This window comes from Paenibacillus sp. FSL L8-0436 (genome assembly GCF_038593025.1).
GTDB lineage: Bacteria > Bacillota > Bacilli > Paenibacillales > Paenibacillaceae > Paenibacillus_AQ.
Window position 1 is genome coordinate 3,298,026 of record NZ_CP151955.1, and the last position, 17,803, is coordinate 3,315,828.

General features: G+C 43.2%; 22 protein-coding genes and 1 tRNA gene. 19 read left to right on the forward strand and 4 right to left on the reverse strand.

Going from position 1 to position 17,803, the window contains the following annotated elements; genetic code table 11:
* Positions 1–63 precede the first annotated feature (63 nt).
* Positions 64–420 carry a hypothetical protein gene (locus NSS79_RS15150; protein WP_342439964.1) on the forward strand — a complete coding sequence of 119 codons (357 nt, stop codon included), beginning with the start codon at positions 64–66 and terminating at the stop codon, positions 418–420.
* 151 nt (positions 421–571) lie between these two features.
* Here NSS79_RS15150 and NSS79_RS15155 read toward each other — a convergent pair whose 3' ends face one another.
* Together NSS79_RS15155 and NSS79_RS15160 are read right to left on the reverse strand one after the other, a co-directional pair.
* Positions 572–859 (reverse strand): helix-turn-helix domain-containing protein, encoded by a 288-nt coding sequence (locus NSS79_RS15155; RefSeq protein WP_342439965.1) that lies wholly within the window; start codon positions 857–859, stop codon positions 572–574.
* A 351-nt stretch (positions 860–1,210) separates the two neighbouring features.
* Positions 1,211–1,600, reverse strand: coding sequence for a helix-turn-helix transcriptional regulator (locus NSS79_RS15160; protein ID WP_342439966.1), 390 nt, complete (start codon positions 1,598–1,600; stop codon positions 1,211–1,213).
* 118 nt (positions 1,601–1,718) lie between these two features.
* Between NSS79_RS15160 and NSS79_RS15165 the strand changes: the two genes are divergently transcribed.
* From NSS79_RS15165 to NSS79_RS15225, 13 genes are all read left to right on the forward strand, one after another.
* Positions 1,719–1,952: a helix-turn-helix transcriptional regulator gene (locus NSS79_RS15165; protein ID WP_342439967.1), complete on the forward strand. Its 234-nt coding sequence runs from the start codon at positions 1,719–1,721 to the stop codon at positions 1,950–1,952.
* Between the two features lie 129 nt (positions 1,953–2,081).
* Positions 2,082–2,414 carry a hypothetical protein gene (locus tag NSS79_RS15170; protein ID WP_342439968.1) on the forward strand — a complete coding sequence of 111 codons (333 nt, stop codon included), beginning with the start codon at positions 2,082–2,084 and terminating at the stop codon, positions 2,412–2,414.
* Between the two features lie 106 nt (positions 2,415–2,520).
* A complete protein-coding gene (locus NSS79_RS15175; protein ID WP_342439969.1) occupies positions 2,521–2,811 on the forward strand; it encodes a hypothetical protein in 291 nt (96 codons plus the stop codon).
* A gap of 34 nt (positions 2,812–2,845) precedes the next feature.
* On the forward strand, positions 2,846–3,196 hold the full coding sequence (locus NSS79_RS15180) for a helix-turn-helix domain-containing protein (RefSeq protein ID WP_342439970.1): 351 nt from the start codon (positions 2,846–2,848) through the stop codon (positions 3,194–3,196).
* Positions 3,197–3,408: 212 nt separating this feature from the next.
* Positions 3,409–3,966, forward strand: coding sequence for a hypothetical protein (locus tag NSS79_RS15185; RefSeq protein WP_342439971.1), 558 nt, complete (start codon positions 3,409–3,411; stop codon positions 3,964–3,966).
* 22 nt (positions 3,967–3,988) lie between these two features.
* Positions 3,989–4,297 (forward strand): hypothetical protein, encoded by a 309-nt coding sequence (locus tag NSS79_RS15190; RefSeq protein ID WP_342439972.1) that lies wholly within the window; start codon positions 3,989–3,991, stop codon positions 4,295–4,297.
* On the forward strand, positions 4,294–4,617 hold the full coding sequence (locus NSS79_RS15195) for a hypothetical protein (protein WP_342439973.1): 324 nt from the start codon (positions 4,294–4,296) through the stop codon (positions 4,615–4,617). Before NSS79_RS15190 ends, NSS79_RS15195 begins: the two co-directional genes overlap by 4 nt.
* Positions 4,618–4,819: 202 nt before the next feature.
* Positions 4,820–5,296 carry a hypothetical protein gene (locus tag NSS79_RS15200; RefSeq protein WP_342439974.1) on the forward strand — a complete coding sequence of 159 codons (477 nt, stop codon included), beginning with the start codon at positions 4,820–4,822 and terminating at the stop codon, positions 5,294–5,296.
* Between the two features lie 19 nt (positions 5,297–5,315).
* Positions 5,316–5,804, forward strand: a complete 489-nt coding sequence (locus NSS79_RS15205; RefSeq protein WP_342439975.1) for a helix-turn-helix transcriptional regulator — start codon at positions 5,316–5,318, stop codon at positions 5,802–5,804.
* A 255-nt stretch (positions 5,805–6,059) separates the two neighbouring features.
* On the forward strand, positions 6,060–6,650 hold the full coding sequence (locus tag NSS79_RS15210) for a hypothetical protein (protein WP_342439976.1): 591 nt from the start codon (positions 6,060–6,062) through the stop codon (positions 6,648–6,650).
* A gap of 476 nt (positions 6,651–7,126) precedes the next feature.
* A complete protein-coding gene (locus tag NSS79_RS15215; RefSeq protein ID WP_342439977.1) occupies positions 7,127–7,642 on the forward strand; it encodes a hypothetical protein in 516 nt (171 codons plus the stop codon).
* Positions 7,643–7,730: 88 nt separating this feature from the next.
* A complete protein-coding gene (locus NSS79_RS15220; protein WP_342439978.1) occupies positions 7,731–10,604 on the forward strand; it encodes a phage tail tape measure protein in 2,874 nt (957 codons plus the stop codon).
* Positions 10,605–10,867: 263 nt separating this feature from the next.
* Positions 10,868–11,191 (forward strand): hypothetical protein, encoded by a 324-nt coding sequence (locus NSS79_RS15225; RefSeq protein ID WP_342439979.1) that lies wholly within the window; start codon positions 10,868–10,870, stop codon positions 11,189–11,191.
* A 345-nt stretch (positions 11,192–11,536) separates the two neighbouring features.
* On the opposite strand, the gene NSS79_RS15230 is transcribed toward NSS79_RS15225, so the two are convergent.
* Both NSS79_RS15230 and NSS79_RS15235 read right to left on the reverse strand, forming a co-directional pair.
* Positions 11,537–11,947, reverse strand: coding sequence for a hypothetical protein (locus tag NSS79_RS15230; protein WP_342439980.1), 411 nt, complete (start codon positions 11,945–11,947; stop codon positions 11,537–11,539).
* An 87-nt stretch (positions 11,948–12,034) separates the two neighbouring features.
* Positions 12,035–12,487, reverse strand: coding sequence for a DUF3102 domain-containing protein (locus tag NSS79_RS15235; protein ID WP_342439981.1), 453 nt, complete (start codon positions 12,485–12,487; stop codon positions 12,035–12,037).
* A gap of 391 nt (positions 12,488–12,878) precedes the next feature.
* Between NSS79_RS15235 and NSS79_RS15240 the strand changes: the two genes are divergently transcribed.
* The 5 genes from NSS79_RS15240 to NSS79_RS15260 all read left to right on the forward strand — a co-directional run bounded on the left by NSS79_RS15240 (position 12,879) and on the right by NSS79_RS15260 (position 17,619).
* Positions 12,879–14,243 carry a hypothetical protein gene (locus NSS79_RS15240; protein ID WP_342439982.1) on the forward strand — a complete coding sequence of 455 codons (1,365 nt, stop codon included), beginning with the start codon at positions 12,879–12,881 and terminating at the stop codon, positions 14,241–14,243.
* Between the two features lie 174 nt (positions 14,244–14,417).
* Positions 14,418–14,488, forward strand: a tRNA-Trp gene (locus NSS79_RS15245).
* A gap of 94 nt (positions 14,489–14,582) precedes the next feature.
* The gene (locus NSS79_RS15250) at positions 14,583–15,395 is read left to right on the forward strand and encodes an SEC-C domain-containing protein (protein ID WP_342439983.1); all 813 of its coding nucleotides are present in this window, start codon (positions 14,583–14,585) and stop codon (positions 15,393–15,395) included.
* Between the two features lie 72 nt (positions 15,396–15,467).
* Complete coding sequence (locus NSS79_RS15255; protein ID WP_342435582.1) at positions 15,468–16,688, forward strand: IS256 family transposase; 1,221 nt, start codon at positions 15,468–15,470, stop codon at positions 16,686–16,688.
* 682 nt (positions 16,689–17,370) lie between these two features.
* The gene (locus tag NSS79_RS15260) at positions 17,371–17,619 is read left to right on the forward strand and encodes a hypothetical protein (RefSeq protein ID WP_342439984.1); all 249 of its coding nucleotides are present in this window, start codon (positions 17,371–17,373) and stop codon (positions 17,617–17,619) included.
* Positions 17,620–17,803 lie beyond the last annotated feature (184 nt).

Consider the following 17,803-nt stretch of genomic DNA (forward strand, 5'->3'; position numbering starts at 1 on the left):
TTCATATTGCAGGATTTATCTTCCTTATGTCGAAATTTTATAGTTGGGAGGTGAGATACATAAATGAGTAATGAATGGAAAAACGAAATAACAGAGCAATTAAATGAGTACCGAAAAGAAAGAGCTGAGGTGGTATCAGGTATTTCTAGTGTTCTTGGCGAGTTTAGTCCTACGGCTTATGGTGTGGAAACTAAATTTAATGAGATCAAACCATTTCCGTACACAGCGCAAATTACCCTCACTTTTAAAGGTGCTGGATCTATAGTTTTTACTGTTTCGAAGGAAATTCTTTCTTCATATAATTTGGTGAAGGAAGAAAACGGTGCATCACGTCCATCGCAGCCTTCAAACGGTGAAGAAATTAAGGATGCTTTTAGAAAATTGATACTTGCTGAAGTAAAAAAACAAGTAACGGCATAACTTAGATTTAAGCACCTAACCGGTGCTTTTTCTATGTCTGGATAAAATGAGAAATCGGATTATACAATTCCAAAAGAAATTTCCTATTTTGCAATCCTCACTCGCCATTACTGGAGAGTCACCTTACTTCCTTCGCTTTACCTCCTTAATCTTAATCTTCGGATCTCCCTTCCAGCCATTCAATAAAAACCGCTCGTGATACAAGCATCCTGCGGCCCACCCGAGAAACATGGAATGCATCAGAATTCAGCAACTCATATGATTGCTTTTGACCGATCCCCAAAAACTTCTGTATATCAGCAGGCGAGAGTACTGGCGGCAGCAACTCCTCAGTCTTCGTAATGTTCAACTGCTGCGGTCGTACTAATTGGGGAGGTTCGGCGGGAATTGAGGGGGGCTCCCAAGGCGGCCGGATGTGAACCGTAACCTCTATCTTCATTTCCTTCAGCTCCTGCAGGGCTGTGAGCAGCAGATCGGCAGCGGGGGAATTGCTTGTGGGTTCACTGCTCATCAGTCTGGTTCGCTGTGATGTACTTGTCCAGTACTTCATCAAGATTGGTCACGATTACTCCGTGCTGTTGAAAAACCTTTTGAAGTTCTCTCCGGACCAAATTCTTCACGATGGCTGCTGACTGCTCAGGTGTTCCGACACGAATAAAATTGAGAGTAAAGCGTTTCTTTTACATGGCATATTCTCCTTTTGTAAGCCTTCTTCTTTAATACATTCTTCTTTCTTTGGTTGTTCTGCTGGTTGATTAAAAAGGGGTAGTTATTCCTTGAATATCTTAGGTTATTGTCTATCTAAGAACAAAGCTTCTAAATATAGGATAATAAGTTTTTTATCTTTTTCAGTTAATTCATGTTCTCCGTACAATATTTTATCTTGGTGCATAACGAACCCTAAATCTTTATGTTCAGCATACAAGGGGTCTGCATCCTCATCATTCATCCAATCCCAATATCCCGCCTCGTACATTAGATGTGAGTATTGAACACCTAAGGGTTCGGCGATTTTTTTTAATATGTCAGGTGAAGGGACACCGCCAGCTTTGCCATTTTCTATTTGAGATAAATATGGCTGAGAAACTCCAGATGCCTTATTCAAGTCAACTAAAGTAAGCCCCCTTGCTTTTCTAAGTCCTCTTAAGTAATGTCCAAATTCCAGTGCATCAACAGCCATTCTAATATCTCCCTTTCCGAAACACTCTAATTATCTTCATAATACAACATCAATTATTCGAATAACAATATTATGTGATATTATTATTTCAAATCCAATATTGAGAAGGTGATAATCAGTGAAAGCAAAGCTAAGAGATACCGATGAATTTAATTCTTTGATATTTGAAAAGGGCTATTCCAAACGTTCCTTCGCACATGCTGCCAAGATCGGAGAAGCAACAATGATACAGATTAGCAACGGAGACCGTTTCGCCGGTCCGAGAGTGGCAAAGAAAATTGTTGATGCTCTGCAAGTTCCGTTTGAATCAGTATTCGAGATCGTCAAAACGCCGCAGCAAACTGCCAAGTAACCCGCACCATCACACATCACAGGATTCCCCGCACCACCCGAATGTAAGCACCCCCCCCGGTGGCTCCCAGCCGCTAAAAACGTGCTTAGATCGTTAGTAAGTGATGCTCAAAGAAGGAGACAAGAAATCATGACAACACCAACCAAGCCCGCCGCCGTTCAGATTACGCAGCTCATGCTTACAGATCGCAACTGGCGCGCATTAAATCACCTGTTCACGCAGCACAGTTTGCTGCAGCGGTACCTGACCACTCAATACTTTGATATGGAAGAAGGCACAGTTGATTCCGCAGCGCTAGAGCGGCTATCCCGTCCGTGGAGCCAATCGGAGAAATTCATGCTTAACCTGGCGTTGCACTTGTTCAATGAGCGCCTCGCGAAGGTGAACCTGTCCGATATGGACTATCTGGACGATTTCAATAAGCGGCTTGTTATTGAGGCGTTGCGGTTACGTTTTAATTAAGATTTCACTACTGGCTTTTTGAGCCAAGCAATTATTCATTAAATGCACGTTTACTCGTAATTTGTATCAAAGAACATATGAAACAGAACTGAAAGGAGGAATTGAGATGTATTCAAACGAGGAAAAGGAGACAACGGCCGTTTTCGATTATGTGAGTAACAGCTGGGAGGTTTACAGTTGCGTCTCGCGTCACATGTCTAAGCTGCGGAAGATCGTTGCCCCCCATTGGGAGGAAACGACTGACGGCAAGGTAACTGCGGCGAAGTTTCGGCTTAGCGGGAAGCAAGTCAGTTTTGTAATGGGGAGAACATCAACTCTCACGGAAGAACAGCGGGAAGCTATTAGCTCCCGGATGAAAGATCTGCATCAAAAACGTAATCAAGAAGTTACAAAATAGCGCTAAGAATTGAAATGAGGAGGGACTTATTCATATGCGTAATCAAAGAGCAAGACGTAATACCCCGACAGTAATCATCCAGCAGGCAGCACCGAGATATCCGATGCCGGAGCTAGTAGAGCGGAAGCCGGAGATAGACCCGCAGCAGTTTCTTCAGCAGCTCGGTCAAATGATCATGCAGCAGCAGGTTCAGCAGCCCCGGCCGGAAACATTAGATGTGAAGGAGGCGGCGGCCTACCTAAGAATCTCGGCTTGGTCTGTGTACGACATGTGCAGAACCAAATCGTTACCATTTTTCCGCATAAGGTCAAGGATATTCTTCCGCCGGCATGAGCTGGAGAGCTGGATCAGCGAGAACACGAACCAGTGTGGCGTGGAGAGGTAGGCGAGGCGGCATGACAAAAGCACAACGATTTATCAGCCTACGCCTGCTGGCCCTGCCGAGCTTGATGGCTGGGGCCAGGGTGGTGGTGAAGATATGTGACAACTTGACGGGTAAATAAGAAGGGCGCTAAGGCCCCGCCGTTCACCCGGATTGTCAATGAATCGCTTCAGGACAATCGCCTTAGCTTCAAGGCCCGGGGGCTGCTCGCTTATATGCTCTCGAAACCGGACACATTCAAATTTCACATTGATGAGCTGGTGAAACATGGCACTGACGGAAAGGATAGCGTGCGCGCTGGCTTAAAAGAGTTGGAACAATGCGGTTACATCAAGCGATACTCTGTGAAGGAAAAGGGGAAGATTCAATCTTGGGAGATGGATATCTACGAGAAACCAGAATCGGGTTTTCCAGTTGTGGAAAATCCAACGCTATTAACTAATGATAAAGAACTAACGAATGAAAAAGAAAAAGATATTAAAAGATACATCGGTTTTCCAACCGACGATCATGTTTTTCTAAACATTTATAATTCTGAATTCAGAAGAGCGTTGAATAGGGATCATCCCAAGATCACTGAACAGCAGCTACTCCACATCATTCATCATATGCAGCTTTTACTGGAATGGGAGATTACTGCTGAGGAGTTCAGGCAGCAGGTGAGAGATCACTTTGAAACCTTGGCTAAGAAGAACAACGGCAGCATACTGGCCTTTATACCATCGTTCATGAGGCGGTTTGAGATTCCATATACAGGACTGGGGTTTGAATAAATCACTGAGGGGATTGAAATAAATGCTTGACAAAGTAATTGAAAAAGATGTTGTCCAATATCTTAGCCAGATTCGCCTTCTCTTGTTTCTTGAGAAGAGCGAGATAAAGACAGGCAAGGTTATGTCCGTTGTTGAAAAGATGCCTTCTTTTGAAAGGGAGATCATCATCCGCAAATACCTGGCACGTGAAGCCGAATATACCAGTCACCAGACAATCTATAAAGAGTTGGGAATTAGCACCGGCACATACAAGAAGTACCGGATGCGGGGTCTCACAAAGCTGGCAGCAGAGTTGGGGATCATATCCGTGGGAAAGGAGAACGAGGCATGAAGAAGATATTTGTTCTCAGCTTTGGGGCTAAAGGAAGAACCGAACAGAAGCGAGGCTATTTGATTGATGAATGCTTTGCAATCACTGCTGATGGTGATGCGGTCTACCTTGCAGAAGTCGTCCCTACTGAATGGCCAGGTGTTTTCCGTGCAAAGGCGCGATTCAATTCTATTCAAGTAGCCAAGGGAGGAAAGTCGACGGCATACCTTAAGCATGTAGTTGTTAGGCTCAAATCAATTTCAGCATATGAGCTGCTTACTCAGCATTACACGGATATCAGTCAAGGTATGTTCGATGTGATGCAATCAGAGGCTCAGTAAGTGCGGTGATCCTGAAGGGAGGTATCTATCATGTCCACAGAAGAACTGGCCCACCGCTGGCAGCACAATCCCCAGCAGTATGCCGTCATAATTCGGAATATCAAGCGGGGGAGTGCTAGAAGGTAGTCTTCAATGCACCAGCTTGAATTTCAGCTTCCGTAACAAGCAAAAATAAACTCAAAATCAAAGGGGATAGAGAATTATGGGACAAGGTAAGAGCATGCTTGAGCATAACTGGCAAATCACAGAAGGCGGAAGGCTGATCTCGTTCAAACAGTACTTGGAAGATACCGTCCGGGACCACATATCGACTCATTTGATGGCAAATGAACTGGAAGATACATTGGCTGCGGCAACTGCACCAGATGCGCAATGGACTGATGTCGTTGATTACATCGCTCCAATCGCTGGATATGTACTGAGCGAAGCCGTAGAGACTGACAGGGAGTTGTACAACGAACTGGTTACCTCGCTGAAAGATGCCTTTGTACAGCTTAGGGATAAATCACTGAGAGCGCCTCAGGCTGACAAGGTGTTTGAGCTGGACCGCTATCATGTCGATTTCATTGATGATCTAGATAACCTCATTCGAACCCTTGCCGGTGGAGGGCATGAAATTAAGTGTGTGGATAGCTCGGGTAAAGGCCAGTACAGCATTACTATCGCAAAAACTCAGTGAATGGGAAGGGGAATAGACTATGAATAACATCATTACACTGAATCAGTGCTCAACCCGGGCTGATCGTTCGAAGAATTTAGCGCAATCAGCAGTGTCGAAAGGCGGCCATATGATTACCCTTCGGGAAGCGCGCGAAAATGTGCGTGGTTCAACTAAGGATGCAGCTGTAGCTGCAGGAATCACAGAAAGGACTTTAAAAAAATGGGAGATCGACTGTGGAAGAGCTGATCTGTTTGCAATACACCGCCTATGTGCATTTTACGGTATATCAATGTCTCATGTCTTTCCTGGTAAGGAAGTGGAACTGCTGGCTGCGAGAAGGGAGGTGAGCATATTGGAAAAGAAGGTGGTTGAAGTTGATGACATTATTGCACATTTGAAACAAATGGGCTGTGATACAACGGAACTTGAAAGCTTTGTTGAAGAAATCAGAAAGAGCCGCGAAGCTGAAACGAAAAACGCCCCCAGTGTTGGCGCACCGGAGACGTTCAATCAATCGCATTTGTAATTGTTTCCCAATGAAGCAATTATAACGCATTCATCTTATAGGCTGCAACTATTTATTTGTGTCCATTTATTGTCAGGGGGAATAAGTCTGTGTGCAAAATCAGTCTAGTGGAGAGGGCGAGACCTCCCACATCGATTCTTAGCTGTATTTCGTGTGAATTACAGTGCGAATTACTGGCTCTGGCACCAAGTTAGGGTAAACGTAGCAAAGTCGGAAATAACCAGCTAACTATAAACAAACAGGGAGAGATTTAGAATGTTAAAGAGTAAGGGTTGGAAAGAACTTATGCAGGAGTTTAATGACAAAGTTGATAAGCGTGAAAGTCTGATTCAAAGCAATATCGATGGGCTTCAAGAGAAAGCTCAGGTCATCGAGACCAAGATAAAGGAAAACTCTGACCAAATGATTGAATCCGAAATGAATGAAGATAACAACGGTGTGGAGAAGTTCAAGAAAGAGAATCGTAGACTTCGACTTGAGCTTGAAGAGATCCAGGATTCAATTTCTGGATATGAAAATCAATTAGGAACTTCTAGAGCTTTCTATGCTAAAGACCTAGAAAAAGTTCGTATTGCTGCTAACAAAGCTGAGGAGGAGCGAATTCGCCGGACCGATGAAATTATTTCTAAACGGAAGGACTTGGAGTCGGAAATTAAGGGAATTGAGAAACAGATCAGTGAAATTAACAATGAGCTTATATTCAGCAGAAGTGTTACAGATCAAATGGATAATTACAGTTATCTTGTTACCCTTGATCCAAGAACTAAGAATCTTAAAGACTACGGTAAAGGGGAATTCATAAAATCATGGTTGTCAGGCGATGATGTGGAGCGGTATTTCAAATAAGATGTATAACCTGATTTCCGTATGATGCGGTATCTATAGATTGATTCATATTTCTAGATTGCGAAGGGAGTAAGTGCTGGTGGTTGGGACGAAAGAACAAAAGGGAGCGCAACGCGAGAGTTTCAAGCGGTGAAAAGCAAGGAATTCAATGAAACATAGGACTGGATACAGAGAACCTAAGCAGGTAGAGGGTAAAGGATATAAGCATTCCAAGAGCGGTTAAGTGAAAGAGCCGTCAGGCTCTTTTTGGGTCCCTCTGACCTAAAAAAAAGAATGCGGGTGCGCGTGAGCCCGAAAACCGTGCAGATTTTTAATTAAAAATTCACTTCCGTTTCCATTTCTGAAGGCTGGATTACGAATTAACGTGTTTTCACTACGATTAAATGACTTAAAAATCCCATCTTCTGCTAAAGCCTAAAAGCGGAAGTGGCATATCTCTACAGCCGGAAGTAAAACGGCAGAAAGGAGCAGTCCATTTGAACAATAATTCTCTTACAAACCGTATTCAGCGATTGGCCGAATATACAGAGTCCAGGAATGCGCAACTCAGCAAGAAATTATCCAAGGTGGACGATGTAAAGGCACAAAAGATCATTGAGCGGGAAGTGCCTGAAATATTGGCCTTGAATTTCATCCAGTTGCGGCAATGCGCCCAATTGAGAAATCAGGTAACTTCTCAAGGAGCTGAATTGTTCAGACAGAAGATACCAGTGCACCCAGAGATCGTCAGCCTATTAGCTTCTCTGGAGGAATTATGTAAAAATCGTATTTTTTCGGCATTGAATATAGAGCATATGGCTCAGAAGTCGGGTATCAAGATTACAGCACAGATTCTGTTTGAAGGTATTTCAAGGCGAAAGTTGCGCCGGCTTCTTTCCGATTCAGACCTCGCCTATTTCAAATCACTGCCGCAGGATGATCGAATCACAGTAAAGTCGTTTATGGAGAGTTTCAAATCAATTCATACTGGCAGTATAAGAAGTTCAAGATAGACAAAGTTACACAGTTATAGGAATCCCCTATGAAAGGAGGGGTTCTTATAAAAAAATGCAACATCCAAAATGAAAAGAGGTGACAACTATGGCAGGTAAAGAGTATCAGATAGCATTTGAGTTAAAGGCAAAGCTGGAAAGTTCTTATCCGGGTACTATACGTAAGGTGATGGACAATCTTGAACACATTGAAACGACGGCCCGCGCTATTGAAGGAATCCGCATCTCTGGTGATATGGTCCGTCCACTTCGCGAGGGTCTGCAGGCAGCAGAGCGAGAGTTCGATCAGCTGCGCCGGATGCCGCGCATTGATGGAATATTCACGGAGACGGTGAAAGAGTTGAAAGAAGCGGTCCGGGAATCCACACAACTGCATCGGAACTTGCAGGAGATTGCACGGATCCGGATGCCGTCCAATATGTTCGGCAGTGACTTGCAACGCTATACCCGCGATATGCAGGAGCTTGAGCATCGGATGCGGGAACTGAACGACATGCCAGGTCCGCAAGGCGGCGGTAATGGGGGAGGTTCTGGAGGTGAGGGAGCTGGCGGAGGCGGCGGTCTTCTTGGTGGTTTAGCCGGCGGCAGTGTTGTTGCTGGTTCGGGAGTAGCAGCTATTGGTGGCGTTGCTGTGGTAGGAGGATTGGCTTTAGGTGCTGCAGATGACTACCAGAAAGCAATGTCTTTTATTCAAGGTGCCACACTTACTACGAATGAAGAAATGAAAGATTTACGTGAAGCATCAAAGGGAGTTTACAGCGATAATATTGGTGAGGGTTGGATGGATGTCGCTGATGCCGTGAGCAAATCATACACGGCCTTTAAACTACAAGGGCAAGCATTACAAGATGCAGCAGCCGGGGCTATTCTCTTGAGAGATTCATCTGACTTTGATTATACAGAGTCCATCCGAAGTGCTGATGTAATGGTCAAAACCTTTGGTGGTGACGTAAACCAAGCATTTTCACTATTCGCTCAAGGAGCAGCTAAGGGAATAAATGGAGCCGAAGATATGCTCGACTCCATTACCGAGTTTTCACCAGCTTTTAAATCCATTGGGTACGATGCGGCGGGGATGCTCGGTGTATTTGCAAATGGTATAGATGCCGGTGTGAGAAACACAGACCTGATTGCCAATGCCATTAATGAATTTAGCATCAAATCAATAGAAGTCACACAAGCGACCAGCGATGCCTATAAGGGACTCGGCTTTGATGCTGATAAGATGCGGCAGACGTTTGCCAAGGGAGGTCCAGAAGCGCACAAGGCTTTCCAACAGGTGACACAAGCGCTCGAAGACATGAAAGATCCTGTTCAGCAGAACACGTACGGCGTTTCATTGTTCGGTACCATGTTTGAGGAGATGGGTATCAAAGGATTTTCAGCATTGAATGATGTCAATACACAGATTGATAAAAGCCGGGATGCTTTAGCTGAACTGAAGAAGGTAAGGTATAACTCTATGGGTGAAGCATTGCGGGGGGTAGGTAGAATTATTAATGCAGGCATCATTATCCCAATATCTGATAAGCTACTACCACTCGTGCAGAACTTCTCCGATAAAATTTCTGGTTGGCTACCTGTGGTACAGAGCACTTTTGGAAGGATTGGCAGTACTGTCTCAAAGACGATCGATACGGTGCGTAATTTGTTTACCAAGGGATTCGATATGGATACAACCTTGTCAGGTGTAAGCCTCCTTACTCGCTTAGGAATGGACAGTTCATCTGCCAAGGAAGTGGTTGGGACAGTCAAGGGTATCTTTGACAGCGTGAGCAATGTTGTCAAAGGTGTAAAAAAATTATTCACCGGCGAAATCAGCATCGGTGAGATGTTCGGTTTTAAAAAGAATGATATGCAAGGTGTCACTTCAGGCTTCAAAGATATAGTCCGCAGTCTTATGGGCCACTGGGCATCCTTTGGTAAAAATCTCCTCGGGGTGTGGCCGAGCATCAAAGGTATATTCGTTTCTATTGGTAACATCGTCAAAACGGTTGCCCCCATATTTGGGACGCTAGTAAAGACTGCCGTTGCTGGATTCAAGGCTGTTTACAATGCAGTAATGCCTATTGCTACTTATCTTTCGGGTAAACTCTGGCCGATCATCCAGAACATCTTTACGTATTTAGGCACTCAGGTATTCCCGCAGGTATCCCGGCTTATCGCTGCTCTGGTTCCGCAGATTATGAGTATTGCATCCAAGGCACAAGAGGCCTTCGGAGCTATCGGCGGTTGGATCAGTCGGATGTTTGAGGCAGTCAAGCCCACGCTGGACAGTTTATTCGCTTCCTTTCAATTTGTCTGGGGCGCGATAAAGACTGTCGTTTCCAATGCGATTGATGCCATAGGCGGAGTGATTAGTGGTCTGCTTACATCACTCGACGGAATCATTGACTTTGTGACTGGTGTTTTTAGTGGAGACTGGGGGAAGGCCTGGCAAGGTGTACGTACAGTGTTTGAGGGCATATTTGATGGTCTAGGTGCTGTCCTTGTCTTTCCGATAAACGTGGTCGTTGATGCGATTAACGCAGCCATACGGGGAATAAATAAAGTTAACTTTGATGTGCCTGATTGGGTTCCAGGCATAGGTGGAGAAAACTTCGGCTTTAGTATCCCCGAGATTCCGAAAATTGGCGGATACGCAAAGGGTGGATACGTAGATAGTCCAGAATTGGCATGGGTCGGAGAAGGTCGCTCGCCGGAGTGGATCATCCCGGAGAATAACTCTGCTCGCTCACAAGGTTTGCTACAGGCGGCTAACCGCAGTATGGGTGGTGGAGCTGGTGCAACCAATAACATGGTATGTGACTTTAACTTTAGTCCAACCTATATTTTCAACGGAAATGCTGATAAAGAAGCTGTGCAGCAGATGGAGAAGCGGACACAACAGGATTTTGGCAGAGAATTTGCTCAATACAAGAGAGATCGATTAAGAGTTAGTCTCAGTGAATCGTGGATTTAAGGCTATATAACTGGCGGGGCGCTTGCTTATCAATATACAAATGTTAGGTGAAAGGAGAGGTGCAGTTATGAGCGAAAAACAGCACGTATTGAACAATACTGAGTTAATGGAGTAATTGAAGAAGATTCCTAAATCAGTAATTCTAAATTTCATCATTCGGGACGTGTTAGCTTCTGGTCGAGATCTTACAGACATTTTCAATATCAGCCCCCCGCGTTCCAAATATAATGAATTCAGTTGATCCAACAGGAGGAGAATCAATTATGAGCAAATATACAGAGGAACAACGCATTAAGGACCTGGAGAAAATCCGAACATCTCGTAACGGTCATATCATTGATGCGGCAATTAAAAATGGACAGGTTGCAGAACATGCGGCGATGGAAACAATTAAGGGGGATTATCATCTTACGGATGAAGAGGCTGCAGATATTGATGTAGCTACAATGATTGAAGAAGCACACAGACTTATAGCTAAGAGTAATGGAAATATGCCGCGGGCTAAGGACCGAAGTAATCAGAGTCAGCCTTATATGTCTGATCGGGAACGGATAGATGCGATTGTAGCTGCTGTGAATTGGGATTAGGAATAGGAAGGAGCCTTCGAACATGAGGGCTCCTTCGTTGTTCTATTAGTAGTAGTCGCTTAACTTCAATTCTAAGCTGAGATTCTTGACTATATCGTTATGAAAAACGAGGTCCAGATACAGGTTGGTGTATTTCTATCTAAAAGGTTTCTTTATGAGTATAAATACATCAAATGAAGTCTTATTTTACACCATGTTGTAGGCTGCCTTCTTAGGATTCCTTAACCATCAATAGCCCCGGGGCGTCTTCAGGGCAGCGCGGCGAACGAGCTGACGTTTGATACTGGTGCGGGCGGCTACTCGGCGTTTTAGGTTTGGCTTGCGTATTCCAAATTTCATCGCTATTCAGTCTTCTTTTTTTACATAGTGTTGCATCCAAAGAATACAGCCATAGTTCGGTTTATCCTTCGTTCCTCCCGTTATCATATGAATTTTAGCCGTGAACTTTCCGCCGTTCTTCTCACTACGAGTTACTTTCTGCACTTGACTGTACTGTAAAAAACCGACCATTCCATACTTGGTCCATACCTCAATTTCTACTAAGCCATCATCATTTTGATTCTGTTTAAGGGTAACATCATCATTAGGCTTACACTTTGGAAGAAGAGTTTGGCGATTAATCTTACTATTTGACTCGGTAACTCTTTCAATCCGCACCTCATATTCTTGGGAAAGTTCGTAAAGGCCTAAATCTATTGATTCGGCATTTTTATTAAATCCGTTATCGTTACTGATCAGCTTTTTGAAGAAAGACATTCGTCCTCACTCCTATATTTTTCCTATTACGATAGTAAGGGGGAATGGATGAATTGTGCAATAACAAATCTTGTGTTGGAGGTGATGCTAAACGTAAGGAGTTGACTGAACTGGAGGCATCGAATAATCTCTCCAAGTTGCTTTAAGTGCATCGTCCTTGTCATGTTGTGTGCCCTTCAGCGCCTTCTTGACCTCCCGAAGTTCCTGGACGGTCATGCTCTCTACCTTCTTGGATTTGCTGGTTGATGGAATGACATGCTCCTGATTAACGAATTTAGAGCGGTCAACAGATTCGGGTAGAGAGAGCATTTCGAATAGTTTACCGACTGGCATATCTCGCGATGTCGCGAGGTTTCCGAATTGATCTACAGCTTGGATGAATTTCTGCGCCGTCTGATGGGACATACCTATTTCAGATAACCAAGCCATCCTTTGCCCATGTGCCAAGTCATTCTCTTTTACGTGCTTAAGCCGCTTTCCTATTTCAAAGAGTGACTGTCCAGCTACTTGCTTATAGCTGCTTATCTCGGTCTTCAGCACCCGACACTAACCAGTACCTGTTTGACGGCCACGAGCCGCAAGAGTAGCACAGGCGGGCAGGCTGTTCTTTTTACGTTCCTGTGTGAGTCAGCAAACACGCAGCTTTTCACAGCCTCTTGAGGGCGCGCAGCCGCGTTTTCTGAGAAAGAGGGGCAAATACACGTCCTATGAGTCCAGGCTGCATGAATGGCGTTCGTGCGGTCCGGCAGGGGCAATCTGTGGGGTTAGTGTAATAAACAATTAAAAGAATAGAAAAGCTAAGCAAATTTATTTTATCAAGTTTATGAAATCATTTTTGATGTGTAACAATTGTGATAAGATTTTTAGTGAACTAATTCGAAAGGACGTGTAGAATAGGGTCATATTTGGTAAATAAAGGGGTCATGTCCTAATGTCTCGATTTGATCAACGGTTTGAAAATCACTCTGTACATATCACATTGGATCAAATGAATAGTCTTATTACAGAAATGCTGGAGTTACAAAATAGCTCCGATTCGATTATTGAACTACAAAGGATAGAGCAGGTGGGTACCTTTACCCAGGGGGTCCTCAGTAATTGCGATCCTAGTCTTGTGGTAACTAGTTTCTTGGATAACGTTAATACCTATCTTAACCAAGTAGCTAACCATCTTCGAAATTATAGAAATGACAGAAATATAGGTCATCTTCAAAATGCCAACAATTCTATGGATTCGGTCCTACAAAATATCGCTAACTTAACAATTCCCACAACACCAAATGATTTCGAAGGGATTAGAAAATCGATTGTTACTTTTAGACAATCAGTTGCTCAGCACCTCAGACACACAGAGGAGGAATTTAATAGAATATCTGCTGCAAAACGAGAACTAGAGAATGCTCTGACTCAAGTATCATCGACTGTTGAAAACCAAAAAAGCCGTCTTGATAATGCTATAGCGGAATATCAAAACCAATTTTCACAAGCGGAAGTGGCAAGAAGGGAACAGTTCGCGCAAGCTGAAGCCGAGCGGCAAGATCGATTTGTAGCTCTTGAAGTAGACTGGGGAAAAACTGCTGATAGGAACGAGGCAGATAGAATTGAAATTTTCGAGGGAAATGAGGGCGAACGATCAAGAAGTTTCACAGAGTTAGCCGAATCTATAAAGGATGAGTACAACCAATCTCTCAATTTATTAAGTACGAAAAGAGCTGAACTTGAAGAAGAGTTCGTTCTCTCTGCAAAAGCTTACCTTGAACAAATGGAGGACTATAAAAATCAAGCTGCGCGTAACCTTAACATGATATCTATATCGAGTATGGCTGGAGGATATCAGGCTGTTGCTAATCAAGAAAGGGGCTCTCGTAAGTTGTGGCGGATCGTAACAATGGCTTCTATGGGAGCTCTTGCTGTTGCATCAATTTGGAGTTTTACTCATCCATTCGACCAAGGAACGATTTGGACTGAATTATCGAGAAGATTATTTATTGCAGGTACTTTTGCTACTCTTGCGGGTTATTCAGCACGTCAAGCAAAAATTCATTTGGATGCCGAGCGACGTTACAGAAAACTGGAGCTTGAGCTTACTGCACTGAATCCATATTTGGCTGAACTTGAAGATGAGAAGCGCAAAGCTGTAATAGAAGAAATGGCAGGAGTGTTTTTTGGGCAGAAGGAGAATGAGATAGAAAATAAGGAAGACAAGGAATCAACAGAGCCTACTAAGGAACTGAGTGCAAATATCATTGAACTAGGAAAATTGGTGGAGAACATTAAAGGACTCATTCAAAAATAAAAAGTGGGATATAACAATACAATTATTTGTACAAATATAGACAAAAAAATAACGCAATAAAAGGTTCCTGCGGCTACGCGCGGTAATGTTACCCAAAACTGAAACTCGTGTGTTGCTGCCTTGGGCTGCTGGCTGGTCTTTGGTGAGCAAGGATCGGCTGCAGCTCTTTAATATATCGAGGTCGGTTAATGGTAAACCTGCGGATTCCAAACCCGCGACTGGAGGTTCGATTCCTCTCCTCGGTTTTATGAAGGAATTGTCTTCTATATACAGAATATATATTTTAGAGAAATACGTTTCGAAGCGGTGTTTCTTCGTGATTATTTTAGGGGGATAGTTATGATTTATACTGGTAGGAATCAAAACTTGAAGATTGAGGCATATGAACTATGTCCTTGTGACTCTGGTGAAAAATATAAATTTTGTTGCTATAAAAAGACTAAAAGTGATGATGACCTTAAACGTAAAACAATGTTAAGTTATCCAGATAAAAGACTAGGTCATGTTACAAGTAGTTTTTGGGGGAAAAGTGATTTTAAAACTTGTTATGGATTTGATCTTGATAAATGTAATGGGAAAATAATAGGAGCCCATTCTATTCAGAATAATAGAATTCTAAATCGACTGAGTGAAGATTCTCACGTTTATTCTATAGACACACACGTTTCATTTAAACAAGTAAGACCAGAATTTAAGCGGATAAGTAGAAATGATGCGAGTACTTTTTTTGGATTTTGTAAGCACCATGATACTGAAATCTTTAAGCCGATAGAACTAAAAGAATATAAAAATGAGCCGTTACAAAATTTTCTATTTGCCTTTCGGGCTCTTACTATTGAAGTTCATAAGAAGCGAAGACAACTAACAACGATAAAAAATCTATTCAAAGAATTTCCTTCCTTAATGGCTTCTAATGAATGTGTTTATGTTTATAGAATTTCCCAACTTGATGATAAACACTATCAGTATTATCACACAATTTTTAAAACTATATATGAGTGTGAGGGGTTTAGAGATATAACCACTATAAATTACCAATTAAATTACGAAACGAGTTTTGCAACAAGTACTGCCTTTTCGGTTCAATTCGACTTAAAGGGTAAGGAAATTAATGATAAAAGTGATATTCATAGTAATGTAGCGTTGATTTAGAGTCTGTAAAATATATTGTGTAAACTCTCAAACCCATTAAAATGGAAGTAAGAGAAAGGTTGGGGAGAACACATGGGACTTTGGACAAAACAGCAGTTACGGGAATTTATTAAGGAAAACAATTTGGTAAGCGCACAGGATGCGCAAAATGCTCTAAAAGAGCTATTCGCTGAGACGATTCAGGAGATGCTGGAAGCCGAAATGGATACTCACTTAGGCTACGGAAAGCATGAAGTAAAGGCGAAACTCACTCCAAATAGTCGCAATGGAAAGAGCCGAAAAACGGTCGTCAGTGAGTACGGTGAACAGGAAATCGCTATCCCTAGGGACCGTCTGGGTGAGTTTGAGCCACTTGTCGTCAAGAAGCATCAGTCGAACGTAACGGGCATCGAAGAACAAATCATTGCCCTGTATGCCAAAGGCGTCAGTACAAGAGAAATCCAGGATCATCTAGGACAGATGTATGGCATTGAAGTCTCTCCTACGCTCATTTCCAATGTCACGAACAAGATTGTTCCTCTCATTAAAGAATGGCAGAACCGGCCTCTGCAGGGCGTCTATGCGGTCGTCTATCTGGACGCCATCCACTTTAAAGTCAAACAAGACGGGGCCATTATCAACAAGGCCGCCTACATGGTCATTGGCATTGATTTGGACGGAAACAAAGATGTGCTGGGCATGTGGATCGGGGAGAACGAGTCCTCCAAGTTCTGGCTGAGCGTGCTCAATGAGCTGAAAAATCGCGGGGTGGGGGACATTCTCATTATCTGCGTGGACAACCTGTCCGGGTTCTCTCAAGCGATTGCAGCCTGCTACCCCCAAACTGAAATCCAGAAGTGTATTATTCACCAGATCCGCAGTTCCACACGGTACGTGTCGTACAAGGACATTAAGAAGGTGACCGCCGACTTAAAGCCTATATACAAGGCCGCTACTGAGGAAGGCGCCTTGCTTGAACTCGACCGTTTTCAGGAAGTCTGGGGCGCTAAATATCCTCTTATTATCCGTTCCTGGCGGACAAATTGGGACGAACTCGCTACCTTTTTCAAGTACCCGCCTGAGATCCGCAAACTCATCTACACCACCAATATGATCGAGAGTTACCACCGCCAGCTACGCAAAGTAACGAAAGGAAAAAGCATCTTTCCTACGGATGAGGCATTGCTGAAGATGCTCTATTTAGCTACCGTTGACGTCACTCGGAAATGGACGGGACGTGTACAAAACTGGGGGCAAATGCTGCTCCAGTTGTCCGTCTTCTTTCCTGATCGGGTCGGTCAACACTTGCGTTAGATTCGCGACTTCCCCCTCGGGGGAATCTATGCTTAAAAGAGTTTACACAAAATTATTGACAGACCCTTGATTTATTTGAATATATATCCAGTGGACGGTGCCACTAACATTATTCTCTCATATCATATAAAGGATGAAGGGATTTACGGAGATTATTTCAAACAAATTAGCAATTTATCTGAGAATGAGCTTATTTTATATTTGAATTATTTAGTCATAGAGAGCACCGAGAATATCTTCTTTAAACAAAGCTTCATTGAAAAAATGTCAGATAAAGAGAAAGGCTCACTGTTAGATAGCTTCGAGTCTTCTTTACATCCACTTCAGAAATTAGAACTGATTCATGATAAACAATACTTGATCTTCGACCTATTTCAACATTAATGTGAGATTATCTTGTCTGAATATTCATGCGTATTATACATCAATTATGTATGCTCTTGGGGGAGGATTCTCCCCCTCAGAAATACGCTCCTAAAAACATCCTTGTGGGGGTGAATTGACCCCCACTAGAGGGGGAGGATTAGCCCCCCAAGAAATAAAAAAGAAATAAATAATAAGTAATATAAAGATATATATAAGAGACGTTCTCTCTTATCCATATACAATCGCATAAACCTATGCATAAAGGCTGCTCATAAAAGAGTGGCCTATTTGTATTTCTCAGAAAGAAGGTGAACCAGTGAAAAGATTCAGCGATAAACTCAGTGTCGTACTGATCATCATCCTGATCGTAACAATCAGTCTGAACATACTGAACGGCTGGAAAGGTAAGCAGCTCAATCAGAGGTATGAGGATTCTCATAAACAATATGAGGAATCCATTGAGCAGTACGTGCAGGCTAATAGGGAGTACATCGAGTATTTGAAGAGCTCCCGTGAACGGCTTGAGATACAGCTCAGGAAGGCGGATCAGGCTGCAGTAAATTAAATTGAGAGGAATGGTGAAGGCGAGGCTTAACCAATGCCCGGTTGAATCCCTTATTATAACCAAGACCAGTGCGGTAGGGCGGACAGAGGCAATACAGCCTGAGCAACAGGCGACCATGGGTGTCGATGCTGAATTCATAAAATATTTACGGAGGCGGGCATTTGAAACGCTGATGGTCCCCGAA

Excerpts from the sequence above, each read along its gene's own strand:
- NSS79_RS15150 (WP_342439964.1), top strand. The coding sequence starts at position 64 with ATGAGTAATGAATGGAAAAACGAAATAACAGAGCAATTAAATGAGTAC.
- NSS79_RS15155 (WP_342439965.1), bottom strand. The coding sequence starts at position 859 with ATGAAGATAGAGGTTACGGTTCACATCCGGCCGCCTTGGGAGCCCCCC.
- NSS79_RS15160 (WP_342439966.1), bottom strand. The coding sequence starts at position 1,600 with ATGGCTGTTGATGCACTGGAATTTGGACATTACTTAAGAGGACTTAGA.
- NSS79_RS15170 (WP_342439968.1), top strand. The coding sequence starts at position 2,082 with ATGACAACACCAACCAAGCCCGCCGCCGTTCAGATTACGCAGCTCATG.
- NSS79_RS15175 (WP_342439969.1), top strand. The coding sequence starts at position 2,521 with ATGTATTCAAACGAGGAAAAGGAGACAACGGCCGTTTTCGATTATGTG.
- NSS79_RS15180 (WP_342439970.1), top strand. The coding sequence starts at position 2,846 with ATGCGTAATCAAAGAGCAAGACGTAATACCCCGACAGTAATCATCCAG.
- NSS79_RS15185 (WP_342439971.1), top strand. The coding sequence starts at position 3,409 with ATGCTCTCGAAACCGGACACATTCAAATTTCACATTGATGAGCTGGTG.
- NSS79_RS15190 (WP_342439972.1), top strand. The coding sequence starts at position 3,989 with ATGCTTGACAAAGTAATTGAAAAAGATGTTGTCCAATATCTTAGCCAG.
- NSS79_RS15195 (WP_342439973.1), top strand. The coding sequence starts at position 4,294 with ATGAAGAAGATATTTGTTCTCAGCTTTGGGGCTAAAGGAAGAACCGAA.
- NSS79_RS15200 (WP_342439974.1), top strand. The coding sequence starts at position 4,820 with ATGGGACAAGGTAAGAGCATGCTTGAGCATAACTGGCAAATCACAGAA.
- NSS79_RS15205 (WP_342439975.1), top strand. The coding sequence starts at position 5,316 with ATGAATAACATCATTACACTGAATCAGTGCTCAACCCGGGCTGATCGT.
- NSS79_RS15210 (WP_342439976.1), top strand. The coding sequence starts at position 6,060 with ATGTTAAAGAGTAAGGGTTGGAAAGAACTTATGCAGGAGTTTAATGAC.
- NSS79_RS15220 (WP_342439978.1), top strand. The coding sequence starts at position 7,731 with ATGGCAGGTAAAGAGTATCAGATAGCATTTGAGTTAAAGGCAAAGCTG.
- NSS79_RS15225 (WP_342439979.1), top strand. The coding sequence starts at position 10,868 with ATGAGCAAATATACAGAGGAACAACGCATTAAGGACCTGGAGAAAATC.
- NSS79_RS15230 (WP_342439980.1), bottom strand. The coding sequence starts at position 11,947 with ATGTCTTTCTTCAAAAAGCTGATCAGTAACGATAACGGATTTAATAAA.
- NSS79_RS15240 (WP_342439982.1), top strand. The coding sequence starts at position 12,879 with ATGTCTCGATTTGATCAACGGTTTGAAAATCACTCTGTACATATCACA.
- NSS79_RS15250 (WP_342439983.1), top strand. The coding sequence starts at position 14,583 with ATGATTTATACTGGTAGGAATCAAAACTTGAAGATTGAGGCATATGAA.
- NSS79_RS15255 (WP_342435582.1), top strand. The coding sequence starts at position 15,468 with ATGGGACTTTGGACAAAACAGCAGTTACGGGAATTTATTAAGGAAAAC.